Origin of the sequence: Nocardia nova, assembly GCF_002933465.1 — a bacterium.
In the GTDB taxonomy this organism is placed as follows: Bacteria; Actinomycetota; Actinomycetes; order Mycobacteriales; family Mycobacteriaceae; genus Nocardia; species Nocardia nova_B.
Genome location: NZ_PSZE01000002.1, coordinates 318,149 through 334,573 on the forward strand (window position 1 = coordinate 318,149; position 16,425 = coordinate 334,573).

Here is a 16,425-nt window from a genome sequence, read left to right on the forward strand (position 1 = left end):
CGTCGCCTAGGCTCGACCCATGCAGCGCATCATCGGAATCGAGGTCGAGTACGGCATCTCGACACCGACGGAACCCTCGGCGAACCCGATTCTCACGTCCACCCAGGCGGTGCTGGCCTACGCGGCGGCCGAGGGCGTACCCCGGGCCAAGCGCACGCGCTGGGACTACGAGGTGGAATCGCCGCTGCGCGATGCCCGCGGCTTCGACCTGGGCCGGCTCAACGGGCCGGCGCCGGTGATCGACGCCGACGAGGTCGGCGCGGCGAACATGATCCTCACCAACGGCGCCCGCCTCTACGTCGACCACGCCCACCCCGAATACTCGGCTCCCGAGGTCGTGGACCCGCTGGACGCGGTGATCTGGGACAAGGCCGGTGAGCGGGTCATGGAGGCCGCCGCCCGCTATGCCTCCAGTGTGCCGGGTGCGCCGCGCATGCAGCTGTACAAGAACAACGTCGACGGTAAGGGCGCCTCCTACGGCACCCACGAGAACTATCTGATGAACCGCGATACGCCGTTCAACCAGATCATCGTCGGCCTGACGCCGTTCTTCGCCTCCCGGCAGGTCGTCACCGGCTCGGGGCGGGTCGGCATCGGGCAGTCCGGCGACCATGCCGGATTCCAGCTGTCGCAGCGGTCGGACTACATCGAGGTCGAGGTCGGCCTGGAGACCACCCTCAAGCGCGGCATCATCAACACCCGCGACGAACCGCACGCCGACGCCGACAAGTACCGGCGCCTGCACGTGATCATCGGCGACGCCAACCTGGCGGAATGGTCGACCTACCTGAAGGTCGGCACCACCGCGCTGGTGCTGGATCTGATCGAGGCCGGCGAGGACCTGTCGGATCTGCAGCTGGCGCGTCCGGTCACCGCCGTGCACACCATCAGCCACGACCCCAGCCTGCGTGCCACGGTCGCGCTGGTGGACGGCCGCGAACTGACCGGCCTTGCGCTGCAACGGATCTACCTCGACCGGGTGGAGAAGTTCCACGACCGCGAGGGCACCGACGACGCTCGCGTCACCGATGTGCTGGAGAAGTGGGCGCACGTGCTCGACCTGCTCGAACGCGACCCCATGGACTGTGCGCACCTACTCGACTGGCCGGCCAAGCTGCGCCTGCTCGAGGGCATGCGCAGCCGCGAGGGCCTGGGCTGGGCGGCGCCGAAACTGCACCTGATGGATCTGCAGTACTCCGATGTGCGCCTGGACAAGGGCCTCTACAACCGCCTGGTGGCGCGCGGTTCGATGGAGCGGCTGGTCTCCGAACAGCAGGTCACCGACGCGATGACCAACCCGCCGACCGACACCCGCGCCTACTTCCGGGGCGAATGCCTGCGCCGCTTCGGCGCCGATATCGCCGCGGCGAGCTGGGATTCGGTGATCTTCGACCTGGGCGGTGACTCGCTGGTCCGCATTCCCACCCTGGAGCCGCGTCGCGGGACGAAATCCCACGTCGGCAAGTTGCTCGAGGGGGCCGGTACGGCCGCCGAACTGGTCAAGCAGCTCACTTCCTGACCAGGCGGGCGAGTCGCCGGCGGTGCGTCGGTGCCGGGGTGGCACAGCGTGCTGTGACGTTGCGGCGGGGGCACATTGCGAGGTAATCCGGCATGTTGTCACCGTCGCTGGGTAGTGTTGAGGGACGAGCATCGGAGGTTTCCGATGCTCGCCGATGATCAGTACAGAGGAGGTCGGCTGCTATGGCACAAGAGCAGACCAAGCGCGCCGGTGGTGGCGACGAGGACGACGACGCGGCCGGTGTCGAGGCCGCGGGACAGGAGCGCCGCGAAAAGCTGGCCGAGGAGACCGACGACCTGCTCGACGAGATCGACGATGTGCTCGAGGAGAACGCGGAGGACTTCGTGCGTGCCTACGTCCAGAAAGGCGGCCAGTGACATCAGGTGACCCCTTGCGGCTCCACATGGGGTACGCCCTCTCGTCATTCTCCGAATATCTGCGGGAAAACGCGCCGGAATTGTTGCCGGGCAACGGTTTCGGGCGCGCGTCCGGCGGCAACGGCTCGGCCGGGGACCTGGCGCCGCACGGCACCACCATCGTCGCGGTGACCTACCGCGGCGGTGTGCTGATCGCCGGCGACCGCCGGGCCACCCAGGGCAACCTGCTGGCCAGCCGCGATATGGAGAAGGTGTACATCACCGACACCTTCTCCGCGGCCGGTATCGCCGGTACCGCGGGCGTGGCGGTCGAGATGATCCGCCTGTTCGCGGTGGAGCTGGAGTACTACGAGAAGATCGAGGGCGTTCCGCTGACCTTCGACGGTAAGGCCAACAAACTGTCGAAGATGGTCCGCGACAATCTACCCGCGGCACTGCAGGGCCTGGCGGTGGTGCCGATCCTGGTCGGTTACGACCTCGAGGCTACCGATCCGGAGCGGGCCGGCCGCATCGTGTCCTACGACGTGGTCGGCGGCCGCAGCGAAGAGCGCTTCGGCTACACCGCCACCGGTTCGGGCTCGATGTTCGCCAAGTCGTCGTTGAAGAAGACCTACAGCCGCGATATGGACGAGGACCGCGCCCTGCGCGTCGCCGTCGAATCGCTGCTGGACGCCTCCGACGACGACACCGCCACCGGTGGCCCGGATCTGCAGCGCGGTATCTTCCCGACGGCGATCGCCATCAATGCCGAAGGGGCGCTGGAGGTTTCGGACGAGCGACTCGAGCAGATCGCGCGCTCGATCGTCGACGAGCGGATGGCCGAAGAAGGGAGTGCGCGTCCATGACACTGCCGTACTACGCGTCGGCCGAACAGATCATGCGCGACAAGACCGAACTTGCGCGCAAAGGCATCGCCCGGGGACGCAGTGTCGTGGTGCTGGTGTACGACAAGGGTGTGCTGTTCGTCGCCGAGAACCCCTCGGCGACGCTGCACAAGGTGAGCGAACTCTACGACCGCATCGGATTCGCCGCGGTCGGCAAGTACAACGAGTTCGAAAGTCTGCGTCGTGGTGGGATCCTGCAGGCCGACCTGCGTGGATACCAGTACGACCGGCGAGATGTGACCGGGCGGGCGCTGGCGAACATGTACGCGTCCACCCTGGGCACGATCTTCACCGACCAGCTCAAGCCCTACGAGGTCGAGATCTGCATCGGTGAGGTCGGCTATCCGGAGCAGGCGTCGAATTCGGTCCTGTACCGGATCAACTTCGACGGCTCGATTGTCGACGAGCGCGACTTCGTGGTGATGGGCGGCAATACCGACCCGATCAGCACCGCGCTCAAGGACACCTACCAGCCGGGCGTGGAATTGCGGGCCGCGATCCGCACCGCCGTGGACGCCCTGCAGAAGGCGTCGCCGGACAACAGCGAGAAGGACAAGCGCGGTATCGCGGTGTCCTCGCTGGAGGTGGCGACCCTGGAGCAGGCCCGCCCGCGCCGGGCCTTCCGCCGCATTCCGCACGCCGCGCTGGAGACGCTGCTCTCCGCCGACGGCGCGGCGAGTGCGGGCGAGGAGAACGCCGAACCGGAGACGCCCTCCGCCGGCGACCCCTCCAACCCGTAAGCACTGGTAGCGGCTTCGAACGAGACGCCCGGCCCGACCCCCGCGCAGCGGGTCGGGCCGGGCGTTATCGTGCTGCGGTAGCGCGACACCTTGTGAACATGTGCTCCGACCTGCGGATTTGTGCCGGTAGCGTGGCCGGGCGCCCGTTGCGGACGCGAGGCGGGGCAAAGAGCGGGTGCCCGGCGACGAGGTCCGGAGGCCGTAAACCCCGGTGTCGGCGGCGTCGGCGCCGTCGGGCACCGCCCATATTGTTGTGAACCCGTATACAACCGCTTGCTCGCACAGCCACTTTCGCCGTTCGCTTTGCCGTAATGTCGATGGTGTGCAGCGACGAATTATGGGGATCGAGACCGAGTTCGGGGTGACGTGCACGTTCCACGGTCACCGTCGGTTGAGTCCTGACGAGGTGGCCCGGTATCTGTTCCGCCGGGTGGTGTCCTGGGGCCGTAGTTCGAACGTATTTCTCCGCAACGGAGCGCGGCTCTATCTCGATGTCGGTTCCCATCCGGAGTATGCGACGGCCGAATGTGACTCGCTGGTTCAGCTGGTCACCCACGATCGCGCGGGTGAGCGGGTGCTCGAGGAGTTGCTGATCGATGCCGAGCAGCGCTTGGCGGAGGAGGGGATCGGCGGTGACATCTATCTGTTCAAGAACAACACCGATTCGGCGGGCAACTCCTACGGCTGCCACGAGAACTTCCTCGTGGTGCGGGCCGGCGAGTTCTCCCGGATCTCGGATGTGCTGTTGCCGTTCCTGGTGACCAGGCAGCTGATCTGCGGTGCCGGAAAGATCCTGCAGACGCCGAAGGCGGCTACGTTCTGCCTGTCGCAGCGGGCCGAGCACATCTGGGAGGGGGTGTCGTCGGCGACCACGCGGTCGCGGCCGATCATCAACACTCGTGATGAGCCGCATGCCGACGCGGAGAAGTACCGCCGCCTGCATGTGATCGTCGGCGACTCGAATATGGCCGAACCCACCACCATGCTGAAGGTGGGCACCGCGGCGCTGGTGCTGGAGATGATCGAGGCCGGGGTGTCGTTCCGCGATTTCGCGCTGGACAATCCGATCCGAGCGATCCGCGAGGTCAGCCACGATCTGACCGGCCGGCGACCGGTGCGGCTGGCGGGTGGCCGCCAGGCCAGCGCGCTCGACATCCAGCGTGAGTACTACGCCCGCGCGGTCGAGCATCTGCGCAATCGCGAGCGCGATCCGCAGGTGGACGCCGTGGTGGACCTGTGGGGCCGCACGCTCGACGCGGTCGAGGCGCAGGATTTCGCGAAGGTCGACACCGAGATCGACTGGGTGATCAAGCGCAAGCTGTTCCAGCGCTACCAGGACCGGTACTCGATGGAGTTGTCGGATCCGAAGATCGCTCAGCTGGATCTGGCCTATCACGACATCAAGCGCGGTCGCGGAGTGTTCGATCTGCTGCAGCGCAAGGGTCTGGTCAAGCGGGTCACCGAGGACGAGGCGGTCGATGCGGCGGTGACGACGCCGCCACAGACGACGCGGGCCAAATTGCGCGGTGATTTCATCACCGCCGCGCAGGAGGCGGGCCGCGATTTCACCGTCGACTGGGTGCATCTGAAGCTGAACGATCAGGCGCAGCGCACGGTCTTGTGCAAGGACCCGTTCCGATCCGTGGACGAGCGCGTGGATCGGTTGATCGCCTCGATGTGAGGTGTCTACCCCGCGGCGATCCGCGGGGCCGGTCGATCCGGATTCCGGCAGCGCTATCCCGGCGCGGATCGGTGCGGTGGTGCACCGTCGTTCCGGGAGTCCGATTACTCTGTGTCGGGTGGCGATTTCCAAGGTCGAGCGGCTGATGAATCTGGTGATCGCGCTGCTGTCGACCCGGCAGTTCCTGACCGCGGAACGCATTCGCGACAGCGTCGCCGGCTACGAGGAGTCGGCCAGCGACGAAGCGTTCAGCCGAATGTTCGAGCGCGACAAGAACGAACTGCGGGATCTGGGGATTCCGCTGGAGGTCGGCCCGGTGGGCCGGTTTTCCGGGCAGGAGGGGTACCGCATCAATCGCGATGCCTACGAACTGCCCGATATCGACCTGACCAGCGCGGAAGCGGCGGCGGTCGCGGTGGCGGTGCAGTTGTGGGAGTCCCCGGAGCTGGCCAGCGCCGCCGAGAGCGCGGTGCTCAAATTGCGGGCCGCCGGTGTGCACGTCGACGCGGAGGCGGCCTCGGCGTCGGTGCCCGCGGTGCCGGCGCGCACTCGCGGCTCGGAAGCCGCGCTGGGCAAGCTGCTGGCGGCTATCGACGCGGGGCGTGCGGTGCGATTCGAGCATCGCGTCACCCACAACGCGCCGTACACCACGCGCGATGTCGAGCCGTGGGGTGTGGTGACCCGGCACGGCCGCTGGTATCTGGTCGGCCACGACCGTGACCGGGACGCGGTGCGGACCTTCCGGTTGTCGCGGATCGGGGCGGACGTGGAGGTGTACGGGCCCGAGAACGCCGTGCGCAAACCGGCGGATGTGGATCTGCGTCGGATCGTGGCGCGGGTGACGGGTGCGGCGCCGGTGAGCGGATCGGCGACGGTGTGGGTGGCGCAGGGCCGTGGGCAGGAGATCCGCCGGCTGGGTGTGGTGATCGCCGAGGAGACGGTCGCCGGTCGCCCGGGGTCGGTGGTGGAGGTGCCGGTGCGGTCGCGGGACTGGCTGGCGCGGCTGATCACCGGTCTCGGCCCGGATGCGCTGGTGCTGGCGCCGGAGGATCTGCGCGCCGATGTGATCGCGCGGCTGCGGTCGGTACTGGAACGGACGGAGGTGTCGGCATGAGACGCGCGAGCGTCGCAACGGCCCGGGCGGGGGTGCGGCGATGAGCAGCCGATTGTCGACGCGGCTGTCCCGGCTGCTGAATATGGTCCCGTACTTCCTCGCGAATCCGGGGATCAGTGCGCCCGAGGCGGCCGCGGAACTCGGTGTCAGCACCAAACAGCTGATGAGCGACCTCAATCAGCTGTGGATGTGCGGACTGCCCGGCTATGGTCCCGGCGATCTGATCGATCTGTCGTTCTCCGAGGAGAGCATCGAGGTCACCTTCTCCGCCGGTATCGAGCGGCCGCTGCGGCTGACCTCGATCGAGGCGACGGCGCTGCTGGTGGCCCTGCGGTCGATCGCGGATCTGCCGGGCATGGTCGATCCGACGGCCGCCCGGTCGGCCACCGCCAAGATCGAATCCGCTATCTCCGGCGAGGCCGGGCATCGCAGCGAACCCGACACCGCGGAGCCGGTCGAGGCGCCGGCGGTGACCACGGTGCGGTCCGCGCTGGCCGACGGGCGTGCGCTGCGGCTGGTGTACTACTCGGCGAGCCGGGATGTGGTGTCCGAGCGTGTCGTCGATCCGATCCGAATCGTACTGGTGGACAACAACTCCTACTTGCAGGCGTGGTGCCGGCAGGCGGAGGGGGTGCGGCTGTTTCGGTTCGACCGGATCGAGGAGGCCGCCGAACTCGACGAGCCGGCGAACCCGCCCAGCCACGCCACCGAGGAGTCCGCGGGGCTCGACCTGTTCTCCGACGATCCGGCGGTTGCCTTGGCGCGCTTGCGGATTCGTGCCGACTACGGGTGGGTGCTGGATCAGTATCCGATGCATCCGGTGGTGGTGCATCCCGACGGCAGCGTCGAGGCGACCATGCGGTTCGCCACGCTGGGCTGGATCGCGCGACTGCTGCTCGGTTTCGGTTCCGGTGTCACTGTGCTGGGACCGCCCGAGCTGGTGAGCGCGGTGCGAGAACGTTCGGCCGCGGCGCTGGCCGCCTACGACCACGTCGGCGATCTCGGATATGACCGGAACATGGTCGAGGAGGTCGGGCCCGCGTGACGTTCCGGGTGACGGTGCTCGGCGCCGGAAGTATCGGTCTGTTCGTCGGTGGCAAACTCGCCGCCGCCGGCGCGGAGGTGAGTTTCGTCGGCCGCCCGCGGCTGCTGGACGAGATCGGCGCCCACGGTCTGCGGCTGACCGATCTGGACGGCGGCGACGAGCGCGTCGCGGCGAGCGGTTTCCGCACCGAGACCGAACCGGGCAGCGCCGCCACCGCCGATCTGGTGCTGGTCACCGTGAAATCGGCGCAGACCGTCCAGGCCGCGGCACAGCTGCGCGATCGGGTGCGCGCGGACACGGTGGTGATCAGCCTGCAGAACGGCGTCGGCAACGATGCGGCGATCCAGCAGGTGCTGCCCACGGCGGTGGTCTCGGCGGGCATGGTGATGTTCAATGTCGTCCACAGCGGTCCGGGCCATTTCCATCGCGGCACCGACGGCACCGTGGCGGTGGCCGACGATCCGGCGGTGTCCCGATTCGCGCCGCTGTTCGAGCGGGCCGGGTTGCCCTTGGACCGCCGTTCCGATCTGCGTCGGGTGCAGTGGGCCAAGCTGCTGCTCAACCTCAACAACGCGATCAACGCGCTGTCGGGCCGGGCGCTGCGCGAGGAATTGGCCACCCGCGACTACCGGCGTTGCCTGGCGCTGGCGCAGGGGGAGGCACTCGCGGTGATGCGGCGCGCCCGGATCCGTCCCGCGCGATTGACCGTCCTGCCGCCGCGTGTGATGGCCCGTCTGCTGACCGTTCCCGATGGCGTCTTCGAGCGGGTGGCCGGACGGGTGCTCGCGGTGGACCCGATGGCGCGCTCGTCGATGGCCGACGATCTGGCGCTGGGCCGGCGCACCGAAATCGATTGGCTCTGCGGGGAGATCGTCGAGCTGGGCCGGATGGTGGCCGTGCCTACCCCGGTGAACGCGCGACTGGTCGCCTTGATACGTGCCGCCGAGAACGGCGACGAACGCCGCTGGAGCGGTCCCGACCTGCTCGCGGAGCTGCGCGGGGCATCGACCGCCGAGGCGACGGGACCGCTGTCACGCTGACCTGGCGCCATCTCGCCGATCCGACGAGTGACGACGCGCGTCGGCGCCGCGTCGGGGTCCGGTAGCATCGGACATACCACAGTCTTGGGAGGTTTTCGATGGGTTCATTGAGCCCGACGCACTGGCTCATCATTGCGTTGGTGATCCTGCTGCTGTTCGGCGCCAAGCGGCTGCCCGACGCCGCCCGGGGTCTCGGACGTTCCTTGCGCATCTTCAAGAGCGAGATGAGCGAGATGCATTCCGAGGGCTCGGCGAACGCGGGTTCTGCGAACACGGGGTCGGCGAACGCGTCCGGCACCGCGCAGCAGTCGGCGCCCGCGGCCGAACTGCCGCCTGCCCAGCCGGTGAATCCGGCCCCGCAGGCCGACAAGGATCGTCACACGGCCTGATCCGGTCCGTCTCGAGGCCGTCACCCCGGCAACGCCCGCGGGGTGGCGGTGCGATGGCGGTTGGGCGTTTCATCCGGATCCGGCCAGGTGATCAGCGAGGCAGTCACATCCATGCGCATTCCGTTCGACCCCCGCCGTAGCCGGCGCAGGACGAATCCCGACGGCACTATGTCGTTGGTCGAACATCTGCAAGAGTTGCGTTCGCGACTGTTGAAGTCGTTGCTGGCGGTGGCGCTGACCACGGTGCTCGGATTCCTCTGGTACTCGCATTCGTTCTTCGGCGTCGAAAGCCTGGGCGATCTGCTGCGCGGCCCGTACTGTTCGCTGCCGCCGGAACATCGTGCGCAATTGACCTCCGACGGTGCCTGTCGGCTGCTGGCCACCGCACCGTTCGAACAGTTCATGCTGCGGTTCAAGGTCGCCTTCACCGCGGGTGTGGTGATGGCCTGCCCGATCTGGTTGTACCAGCTGTGGGCATTCGTGACGCCCGGCCTGTACGCGAAGGAGCGCAAGTACGCGATCAGCTTCGTCGCCTCCGGTGTGGTGCTGTTCGTCACCGGCGCGGTGCTCGCGTACTGGGTGGTGGCGCACGCGCTGAGCTTCCTGATGGGAATCGGCAGCAATGTGCAGATCACCGCGCTGAGCGGTAGTCAGTATTTCGGGTTCATCATCAAGCTACTGATAATCTTCGGCGTCAGTTTCGAGACACCGCTGCTGATCATCGGGCTGAACATGGTGGGCGTACTGACCTATGAGCGGCTCAAGAAGTGGCGCCGCGGCATGATCTTCGGGTTGTTCGTCTTCGCCGCGATCGTCACCCCGCAGGATCCCTTCTCGATGCTGGCGCTGGCCGCCGCGCTCACCGTGTTGTTCGAGGTGGCGGTGCAGATCGCCCGGCTCAACGACCGCCGCCGCGCGCGCCGAGGCGACAATTGGGGCGCATTGTCCGACGACGAGGCCTCCCCGCTGGCCGGACCCGACGATCTGGACGGCGTGAGCCCGGTGGAGCCCGCCCGCCCGGTGACGGCGAGCGGACCGGTGTCGGCCGAGCCCGCGCCGAAAACTCCGCGCCCGGTGTCGGACTACTCCGATACCCTCTGAGCGTGGGACAACCCTCGCTGACTGGCGAACTCGCGGCATTCGCCGCCGACCTGAAATTCTCCCTGGACCCGTTCCAACAGCAGGCCTGTATGGCGTTGGAGAACGGGCACAGTGTGCTGGTGTGCGCCCCGACCGGCGCTGGTAAGACCGTCGTCGGGGAATTCGCCGTGCACCTGGCCCGCGCGGCCGGTGGGAAGTGCTTCTACACCACCCCGATCAAGGCGCTGTCGAATCAGAAGTACGCCGATCTGGTGGACCGCTACGGCCGCGACGCGGTCGGACTGCTGACCGGTGACCAGTCGATCAATCCGGACGCTCATGTCGTGGTCATGACCACCGAAGTGCTGCGCAATATGCTCTACGCGGGTTCGGACGCGCTGCACGCGCTGTCGTTCGTCGTCATGGACGAGGTGCACTATCTGGCCGACCGGTTCCGCGGCGCGGTGTGGGAAGAGGTCATCTTGCACCTGCCACCGGAGGTGCGCCTGGTGAGCTTGTCGGCGACGGTGAGCAATGCCGAGGAGTTCGGCGCGTGGATGGAGACCGTGCGCGGTGACACCGCGGTCATCGTCGACGAGACGCGCCCGGTGCCGCTGTGGCAGCACGTCATGGTCGGTCGGCGGCTGTTCGATCTGTTCGATACCAAATCCAGCGATCAGAAGATCCTCGTCGACGAAGATCTCGTTCGCTACATCAAACATCGCGAGACCGCCGACCGGATGAACGGTTGGGGTGGGCCGCGTCACCGGGGTGGTGGCCCGCGCCGGGATTTCCGGCCGCTGCCGCGCCCGGAGATGCTCGCCCGCCTCGACGAGGAAGGGCTGCTACCGGCGATCACCTTCATCTTCAGCCGGGCCGGGTGCGACGGCGCCCTCGCTCAGTGCCTGCGCTCGCGCCTGGATCTGAGCCGTCCCGACGAGGCGGCGGAGATCGAGGCCGTGATCGAACGCCATACCGGTGATCTGCCGCGCGCGGATCTCGATGTGCTCGGCTATTGGGAGTGGCGGGAGGCGCTCTACCGGGGCCTGGCCGCCCATCATGCCGGCATGTTGCCCGCCTTCCGGCACACCGTGGAGGAATTGTTCGTCCGCGGGCTGGTGCGGGCCGTATTCGCCACGGAGACACTGGCTCTCGGCATCAACATGCCGGCGCGCACGGTGGTGCTGGAACGGCTGGTGAAGTTCAACGGCGAAACCCATGCCGAGCTGACTCCCGGAGAATACACGCAGCTCACCGGCCGAGCCGGGCGGCGCGGTATCGACATCGAGGGCCACGCGGTGGTGATGTGGCATCCCGACGTCGACACCAGCGCCGTCGCGGGCCTGGCCTCGACCCGCACCTATCCGTTGCGCAGCTCGTTCCGGCCCGGATACAACATGTCGATCAACCTGATCGACCGGATGGGCGCCACGCAGTCGCGAGAGCTGCTGGAGCGCTCGTTCGCGCAGTTCCAGGCCGACCGGTCGGTGGTGGGCCTGGTCCGCGGCATCGAGCGCAACGAGGCGCAGGTGCGGAAGTTGCGCTCGCAGATCGGCGACGACGGATTTCTCGAATATCTGTCGCTGCGCGAGCGGATCAAACAACGCGAACGGGAACTGGAACGGCAGGGGCGCGCCGACCGGCGCGGGGCGGCGGTCGAGTCGCTGACCTCGCTGCGCCGCGGTGACGTGGTGGCCATCCCGACCGGGCGCCGCCAGGGTCTCGCGGTGATCCTGGAACCGGACGCGAGTCCGGGCGATCCGCGGCCGCTGGTGCTGACCGCCGACACCTGGGCCGGCCGCGTCTCGGCCGCCGACTTCCCGACCCCCGCTCAGCCGCTGGGCCGGATGCGGCTGCCCCGCCATGTCGACCACCGCACCGCGCGGGCGCGCCGCGATCTGGCATCGGCGTTGCGCAGCACGGGAATCGCGGTACCCGGGCGGGGCCGGCGCGGTGGTCGTGCGCGTGCGGCCGACGATCGGGAACTGGCGACGCTACGGCGTGCGCTGCGCGCTCATCCCGCTCACTCCCGGCCCGACCGGGAGCAGCTGGCCCGGCTGGGGGAGCGCTACAACCGGCTCGAGCGAGAGACCGAGTCGATGCGCCAGAAGGTCGCTGCGACAACGAATTCGCTCGCGCGCACCTTCGATCGGATCGTCGCGCTGCTGAGTGAGCGCGGCTACGTCGACGGCGGGGAGGTCACCGCCGACGGGCGGCGGCTCGCTCGGATTTACACCGAGGCGGATCTCGTTGTGGCCGAATGCCTTCGGCAGGGGCTGTGGCGCGGGCTCGGTGCCGCCGAGCTCGCGGGCGTGGTGTCGGTACTGGTCTTCGAGTCGCGGCAGGAGGGCGGCTACCTCGGCCCGTCCGGGCCGACCGAGCCGGTGCGGCGCGCGGTCGGCGCCACCATCGGCGTGTGGAGCCAGCTGCGCACCGACGAGGCCAGGCACAAACTGCCGCCGACCCGGGAACCGGATCTGGGCTTCGTCACCGGCATCTACAAATGGGCCCGCGGCGACGGATTGGCCGAATCGTTGCTGGCCAGTGGTGATCAGGGCAGTGCGTTGTCGGCGGGCGATTTCGTGCGCTGGTGCCGACAGGTGATCGATCTGCTCGACCAGATCCACCAGACCGCCGACGACACCGAAATCGCCGCCACCGCCGCCAAGTCGGTGCGCGCCATCCGGCGTGGCGTTGTGGCGGTGGACGCCGCGTAGCGTGCCGGGCTGTGATTGGATGACTATCGGTACCGACCGTGGTGAGGGCCTGATCACCTCACGCGGGGGGATGTGAGACGACGAGTGCGAGTGGAGGCAGGCACATGAGCGGCCCGTACGGACCGAACGAGACCCCTGGCCCAGGGGAGGGCCACAGCAGCGATCCGACCCAGCAGTGGTCGGGGCAGCCGCAGCCCGGCCAGTCCGGACCGGCGCCGCAGTGGGGTGCCCAGCAGCCGCAACAGCCCCAGTGGGGCCAGCCCGCGCCGTCGCAGCAGCCGTGGGCACCGCAGCAGCCGCAGTGGGGTGGCCAGAGCCAGCCGTCCTGGCCTCAGCAGCCACCGGCCCAGGCGCAGCCGTGGGAGCCGACCCAGCAGCAGTGGGGGCAGCCGCCGCAGCCGTCACAGCAGCAATGGGCGCAGCAGCAGCCTACCCAGCAGGGGTGGGGGCAGCAGCCCGACCAGTCGCAGCAGCAGTGGGGGATGCAGGAACCCCAGCTGAGCAACACACCCGCCAAGAAGTCGAAGAAGGGCCTGCTCTTCGGCGGTATCGGCGTGCTGGTCGTGGTGGTCGTCGCCGTGGTCCTCGCCTTCGTCTTCCTGGGCAGCGACAAACTGGACAACAAGGCCGTGCAGGATGGCGTGCAGAAGGTCCTCAAGGATTCCTACGGCATCGATGATGTCCAGAACGTCAGCTGCCCCTCGGGGCAGAAGGTCGAGGTCGGTGGCACCTTCGACTGCACCCTGAAGGTCGGCGGCGAGCAGAAGAAGGTCACCGTCAAGATCACCAAGGACGACGGCACCTACGAGGTCGGCCGCCCCAACTGAGCGTGACTGCCGTCGAACGGTCGGCCGGGCAACACGTATAGTTCGGCGCGCCCCAGGTCGGCGGCTAGGGCCGGGCGCGACGGCACGATCGCCTAGCCGTACGAACTCGTCTAGCCGTACGAACTCGTCGGCGTGCGCCGGGGCGAGGGTGCGGGCTGGGCGCGGCGAGTCTGCGCGGTTGCCGCGCTCCCGTGCTCTGTGACAGGGTCTCCCAGGGTCTCCGGCGTGCCGTCCCGATCGTGCCGGAGTCTTCACCGGTCATGTGGCAATCTATGCCCGCCAACACATTTCGTGACCGTGGTGGATGTCGGGCGTCAGGTGTTCGCCGCCAGGGCGGCGGTCAGTCGTTTGATGGGGCTCTCGGCGTTGTAGGCGGTGGCCAGCGCGTGCAGCCGGCCCGAATCCGCCGGCTCGGCGGGCAGCAGGTCGGGGCCGGACAATTCCACCTCGGCATCGCGAACGACCCGCACCACGGGTGCGGCGGCCTTCAAATACTCCTCGGCCGCCGCGAGTTTCGCGCGCACGCCGCGCGCCAGATCCGACCCGGGGTCGGCGACGGCGGCCACCAGCGCCTCGAGCGAGCCGTAGCGCGAAATCAGCGTGGCGGCGGATTTGTCACCGATCCCGGCGACACCGGGCAGGCCGTCGGACGAATCGCCGCGCAGGGTCGCCATATCGGCGTAGGCCGGGCCCGCATTCTCCGGTGGCACACCGTATTTCGCAGCCACCTCGGCAGGGCCGTACAGTTCTGCCTTGGCCAGCCCGCGGCCCACGTAGAAGACGTGGACAGGCGGCGCGTCCGCGCGCACCACCTGCAGCAGATCGCGATCACCGCTGACCACGATCACCTCGTTGTCGCGTTCGCGGGCGGCGAGGGTGCCGATCACGTCGTCGGCCTCCAGACCGGCCGCACCGGCGGTCGCGATCCCGGCCGCCGCGAGCACCTCGGCGATCATGTCGACCTGCGGAGTGAGGGTGTCGGGCACCTCCTCGGCGCCGGGCTGGGCGTCGGTGCCGGTGTCGAGCCGGTGGGCCTTGTAGGAGGGCACGAGCTCGACGCGGAAGGCCGGGCGCCAATCGAGATCGAGGCACACCACCAGGCGGCCCGGATTGTGCCGGGTGATCAGCGCGGCGACCATATCGGTGAAACCGCGCAGTGCGTTCACCGGCCGGCCGTCTGGCGCGGCGATCTTCTCCGGGATGGCGTAGAACGCCCGGAACCACAGGCTAGCGCCGTCGAGCAGCAGCAGTGGCCGGTCACTCGCACTGGAGGTGAGCATGGCGCAGACGCTACCGGGCCGCACCGACAATCGGGCCACGACCCGGTCGCGAACGTCGCGATCGCCCGGACCGCGTCCGGCGCGGCGGGTAACGTCGTATCGCATGAGCGCGCGTACGGAGTCACGATTCGGTGCCGAGATCTACGGCAAGCGGCTGGAGCGGGCGGCGGAGTTGACCCGCGCGGCGCATCTGGACGCGCTGCTGATCACCCCCGGACCGGATCTGCGATATCTGCTGGGATCGGCCGCCCAATCCTTCGAGCGGCTCACCTGCCTGGTCGTCCCGGCCAGCGGCGAAACCCCGTCGGTGGTGGTACCGAAGCTGGAGCTGGCGGCGCTCGATGGCTCGGCGGCCGGTGAACTCGGATTGCACATGGTGTCGTGGGTGGACGGCGTGGACCCGTACGGGGTCGTGAAATCGACGCTGAACGCGGGCGCGCGAGTCGCGGTCGACGATGCCATGCCCGCCCTGCATCTGCTCCCGATCGCGGACGCGCTGACGGCACTGCCGGTGTCGGCGACCCCGATCATCCGCGAACTGCGGATGATCAAGGATGCCGCCGAGATCGACGCCCTGCGCCGCGCGGGTGCGGCCATCGATCGGGTCCACGCCCGGATGGGTGAGTGGCTGCGACCGGGCCGCACCGAGGCCGAGGTCGCCGCCGACATCACCGCCGCGATCGTCGAGGAGGGACACGACCGCGCCGATTTCGTCATCGTCGGTAGCGGCCCCAACGGCGCCAACCCGCACCACAGCCATTCCGACCGGATCATCGACGCCGGCGACGTGGTGGTCATCGATATCGGCGGCCCCGTCGAACCCGGGTACTTCTCCGATTCCACCCGCACCTACGTGCTGGGCGAGCCCGATCCGGAGATCGCCGAGCGCTACGCCGCGCTCGAACGCGCGCAGGCCGCCGCGGTGGCTGCGGTGCGACCGGGCGTCACCGCCGAATCGGTGGACGCCGCGGCCCGGAACCTGTTGTCCGAGGCGGGGTTCGGCGAGGCGTTCATTCACCGCACCGGCCACGGCATCGGGCTGTCGGTGCACGAGGAGCCCTACATCGTGGCCGGCAACGAGACCGTGCTGCGGCAGGGGATGGCGTTCAGCATCGAGCCGGGCATCTACTTCGGCGGCGAATGGGGCGCGCGCATCGAGGACATCGTGGTGGTCACCGAGGAGGGCGGCGAATCGGTGAACCAGCGCCCGCACGGCCTGACGGTGCTGTGAGGCGCGGAGAACGCTGTGAGGCGCGGAGAACGCTGTGAGGCGCGGAGAACTCAGCCGCGCAGGGTACTGCTCGACAACACCCGCGCGACGCGCACCGCGATGACCACGCGCTGCGGGTTCTCACGCGGGGTGCGGTAGCGCTCGGCGTAGCGGGCTTCGGCCTCGGCGACCCGATCGCGTTCGGTCCAGACCTCGGCCGGGCCCTCGAGGGTGAGCCAGCGCGGGCCGTCGACCTGGCTCAGCGCGGCGTAACCACGCCGGTCCGCGTTACGCGCCTTGGTGGTGGGACCGCTGGTGATCACCCGCGCGATGCCGGCCTCGGGATCCCAGGTGAAACCGACCGCGACCACGTGCGGGGTACCGTCCGCACGCAGCGTGGTCAGCGTGGCCAGATGCCGTTCGGTCACGAATTCGAGGGCGCTGGGGGACAGGTCGATGCGCGCGGCCGCGGTACTGGTCATGGCTGTGACGCTAGCAACCGGCGCCGATGGCAGACTATGC

At 68.7% G+C, this 16,425-nt stretch carries 15 protein-coding genes; 13 read left to right on the forward strand and 2 right to left on the reverse strand.

The genetic code is table 11. From position 1 onward, the window contains the following. Window positions 1-19: 19 nt before the first annotated feature. The 12 genes from dop to C5E41_RS03920 all read left to right on the forward strand — a co-directional run bounded on the left by dop (window position 20) and on the right by C5E41_RS03920 (window position 13,413). Window positions 20-1,519 carry a depupylase/deamidase Dop gene (gene dop / locus C5E41_RS03865; protein ID WP_104374426.1) on the forward strand — a complete coding sequence of 500 codons (1,500 nt, stop codon included), beginning with the start codon at window positions 20-22 and terminating at the stop codon, window positions 1,517-1,519. A gap of 182 nt (window positions 1,520-1,701) precedes the next feature. Further along, window positions 1,702-1,896: a ubiquitin-like protein Pup gene (locus C5E41_RS03870; protein WP_030518123.1), complete on the forward strand. Its 195-nt coding sequence runs from the start codon at window positions 1,702-1,704 to the stop codon at window positions 1,894-1,896. 26 nt (window positions 1,897-1,922) lie between these two features. Next, window positions 1,923-2,741, forward strand: a complete 819-nt coding sequence (gene prcB / locus C5E41_RS03875) for a proteasome subunit beta (protein WP_104374427.1) — start codon at window positions 1,923-1,925, stop codon at window positions 2,739-2,741. Then, window positions 2,738-3,520, forward strand: coding sequence for a proteasome subunit alpha (gene prcA, locus C5E41_RS03880; RefSeq protein ID WP_104374428.1), 783 nt, complete (start codon window positions 2,738-2,740; stop codon window positions 3,518-3,520). Before prcB ends, prcA begins: the two co-directional genes overlap by 4 nt. A gap of 322 nt (window positions 3,521-3,842) precedes the next feature. Continuing rightward, window positions 3,843-5,201, forward strand: coding sequence for a Pup--protein ligase (pafA, locus tag C5E41_RS03885; protein ID WP_030518120.1), 1,359 nt, complete (start codon window positions 3,843-3,845; stop codon window positions 5,199-5,201). A 118-nt stretch (window positions 5,202-5,319) separates the two neighbouring features. Beyond that, window positions 5,320-6,315: a helix-turn-helix transcriptional regulator gene (locus tag C5E41_RS03890; RefSeq protein WP_104374429.1), complete on the forward strand. Its 996-nt coding sequence runs from the start codon at window positions 5,320-5,322 to the stop codon at window positions 6,313-6,315. Between the two features lie 40 nt (window positions 6,316-6,355). Then, window positions 6,356-7,360, forward strand: coding sequence for a helix-turn-helix transcriptional regulator (locus C5E41_RS03895; RefSeq protein ID WP_104374430.1), 1,005 nt, complete (start codon window positions 6,356-6,358; stop codon window positions 7,358-7,360). Beyond that, window positions 7,357-8,400 carry a 2-dehydropantoate 2-reductase gene (locus C5E41_RS03900; RefSeq protein WP_104374431.1) on the forward strand — a complete coding sequence of 348 codons (1,044 nt, stop codon included), beginning with the start codon at window positions 7,357-7,359 and terminating at the stop codon, window positions 8,398-8,400. The genes C5E41_RS03895 and C5E41_RS03900 overlap by 4 nt, the downstream gene beginning before the upstream one ends. Window positions 8,401-8,498: 98 nt before the next feature. Further along, window positions 8,499-8,789, forward strand: a complete 291-nt coding sequence (gene tatA / locus C5E41_RS03905; RefSeq protein WP_062997181.1) for a Sec-independent protein translocase subunit TatA — start codon at window positions 8,499-8,501, stop codon at window positions 8,787-8,789. 111 nt (window positions 8,790-8,900) lie between these two features. Then, window positions 8,901-9,890 (forward strand): twin-arginine translocase subunit TatC, encoded by a 990-nt coding sequence (tatC, locus tag C5E41_RS03910; protein ID WP_104374432.1) that lies wholly within the window; start codon window positions 8,901-8,903, stop codon window positions 9,888-9,890. Then, window positions 9,887-12,586, forward strand: coding sequence for a DEAD/DEAH box helicase (locus C5E41_RS03915; RefSeq protein ID WP_104374548.1), 2,700 nt, complete (start codon window positions 9,887-9,889; stop codon window positions 12,584-12,586). Before tatC ends, C5E41_RS03915 begins: the two co-directional genes overlap by 4 nt. A 104-nt stretch (window positions 12,587-12,690) precedes the next feature. Then, on the forward strand, window positions 12,691-13,413 hold the full coding sequence (locus C5E41_RS03920; RefSeq protein ID WP_104374433.1) for a DUF4333 domain-containing protein: 723 nt from the start codon (window positions 12,691-12,693) through the stop codon (window positions 13,411-13,413). 314 nt (window positions 13,414-13,727) lie between these two features. On the opposite strand, the gene C5E41_RS03925 is transcribed toward C5E41_RS03920, so the two are convergent. Then, entirely contained in the window at window positions 13,728-14,693 is a 966-nt protein-coding gene (locus C5E41_RS03925; protein ID WP_104374549.1) for a 5'-3' exonuclease, read from the reverse strand. A gap of 103 nt (window positions 14,694-14,796) precedes the next feature. Between C5E41_RS03925 and C5E41_RS03930 the strand changes: the two genes are divergently transcribed. Then, entirely contained in the window at window positions 14,797-15,924 is a 1,128-nt protein-coding gene (locus C5E41_RS03930) for a M24 family metallopeptidase (RefSeq protein WP_104374434.1), read from the forward strand. 50 nt (window positions 15,925-15,974) lie between these two features. On the opposite strand, the gene C5E41_RS03935 is transcribed toward C5E41_RS03930, so the two are convergent. Next, entirely contained in the window at window positions 15,975-16,385 is a 411-nt protein-coding gene (locus tag C5E41_RS03935; protein ID WP_104374435.1) for a TIGR03618 family F420-dependent PPOX class oxidoreductase, read from the reverse strand. Window positions 16,386-16,425: the final 40 nt, after the last annotated feature.

Excerpts from the sequence above, each read along its gene's own strand:
- prcA (WP_104374428.1), top strand. The coding sequence starts at position 2,738 with ATGACACTGCCGTACTACGCGTCGGCCGAACAGATCATGCGCGACAAG.
- tatA (WP_062997181.1), top strand. The coding sequence starts at position 8,499 with ATGGGTTCATTGAGCCCGACGCACTGGCTCATCATTGCGTTGGTGATC.
- tatC (WP_104374432.1), top strand. The coding sequence starts at position 8,901 with ATGCGCATTCCGTTCGACCCCCGCCGTAGCCGGCGCAGGACGAATCCC.
- C5E41_RS03930 (WP_104374434.1), top strand. The coding sequence starts at position 14,797 with ATGAGCGCGCGTACGGAGTCACGATTCGGTGCCGAGATCTACGGCAAG.
- prcB (WP_104374427.1), top strand. The coding sequence starts at position 1,923 with ATGGGGTACGCCCTCTCGTCATTCTCCGAATATCTGCGGGAAAACGCG.
- C5E41_RS03925 (WP_104374549.1), bottom strand. The coding sequence starts at position 14,693 with ATGCTCACCTCCAGTGCGAGTGACCGGCCACTGCTGCTGCTCGACGGC.
- C5E41_RS03870 (WP_030518123.1), top strand. The coding sequence starts at position 1,702 with ATGGCACAAGAGCAGACCAAGCGCGCCGGTGGTGGCGACGAGGACGAC.
- C5E41_RS03920 (WP_104374433.1), top strand. The coding sequence starts at position 12,691 with ATGAGCGGCCCGTACGGACCGAACGAGACCCCTGGCCCAGGGGAGGGC.
- C5E41_RS03895 (WP_104374430.1), top strand. The coding sequence starts at position 6,356 with ATGAGCAGCCGATTGTCGACGCGGCTGTCCCGGCTGCTGAATATGGTC.
- C5E41_RS03935 (WP_104374435.1), bottom strand. The coding sequence starts at position 16,385 with ATGACCAGTACCGCGGCCGCGCGCATCGACCTGTCCCCCAGCGCCCTC.
- dop (WP_104374426.1), top strand. The coding sequence starts at position 20 with ATGCAGCGCATCATCGGAATCGAGGTCGAGTACGGCATCTCGACACCG.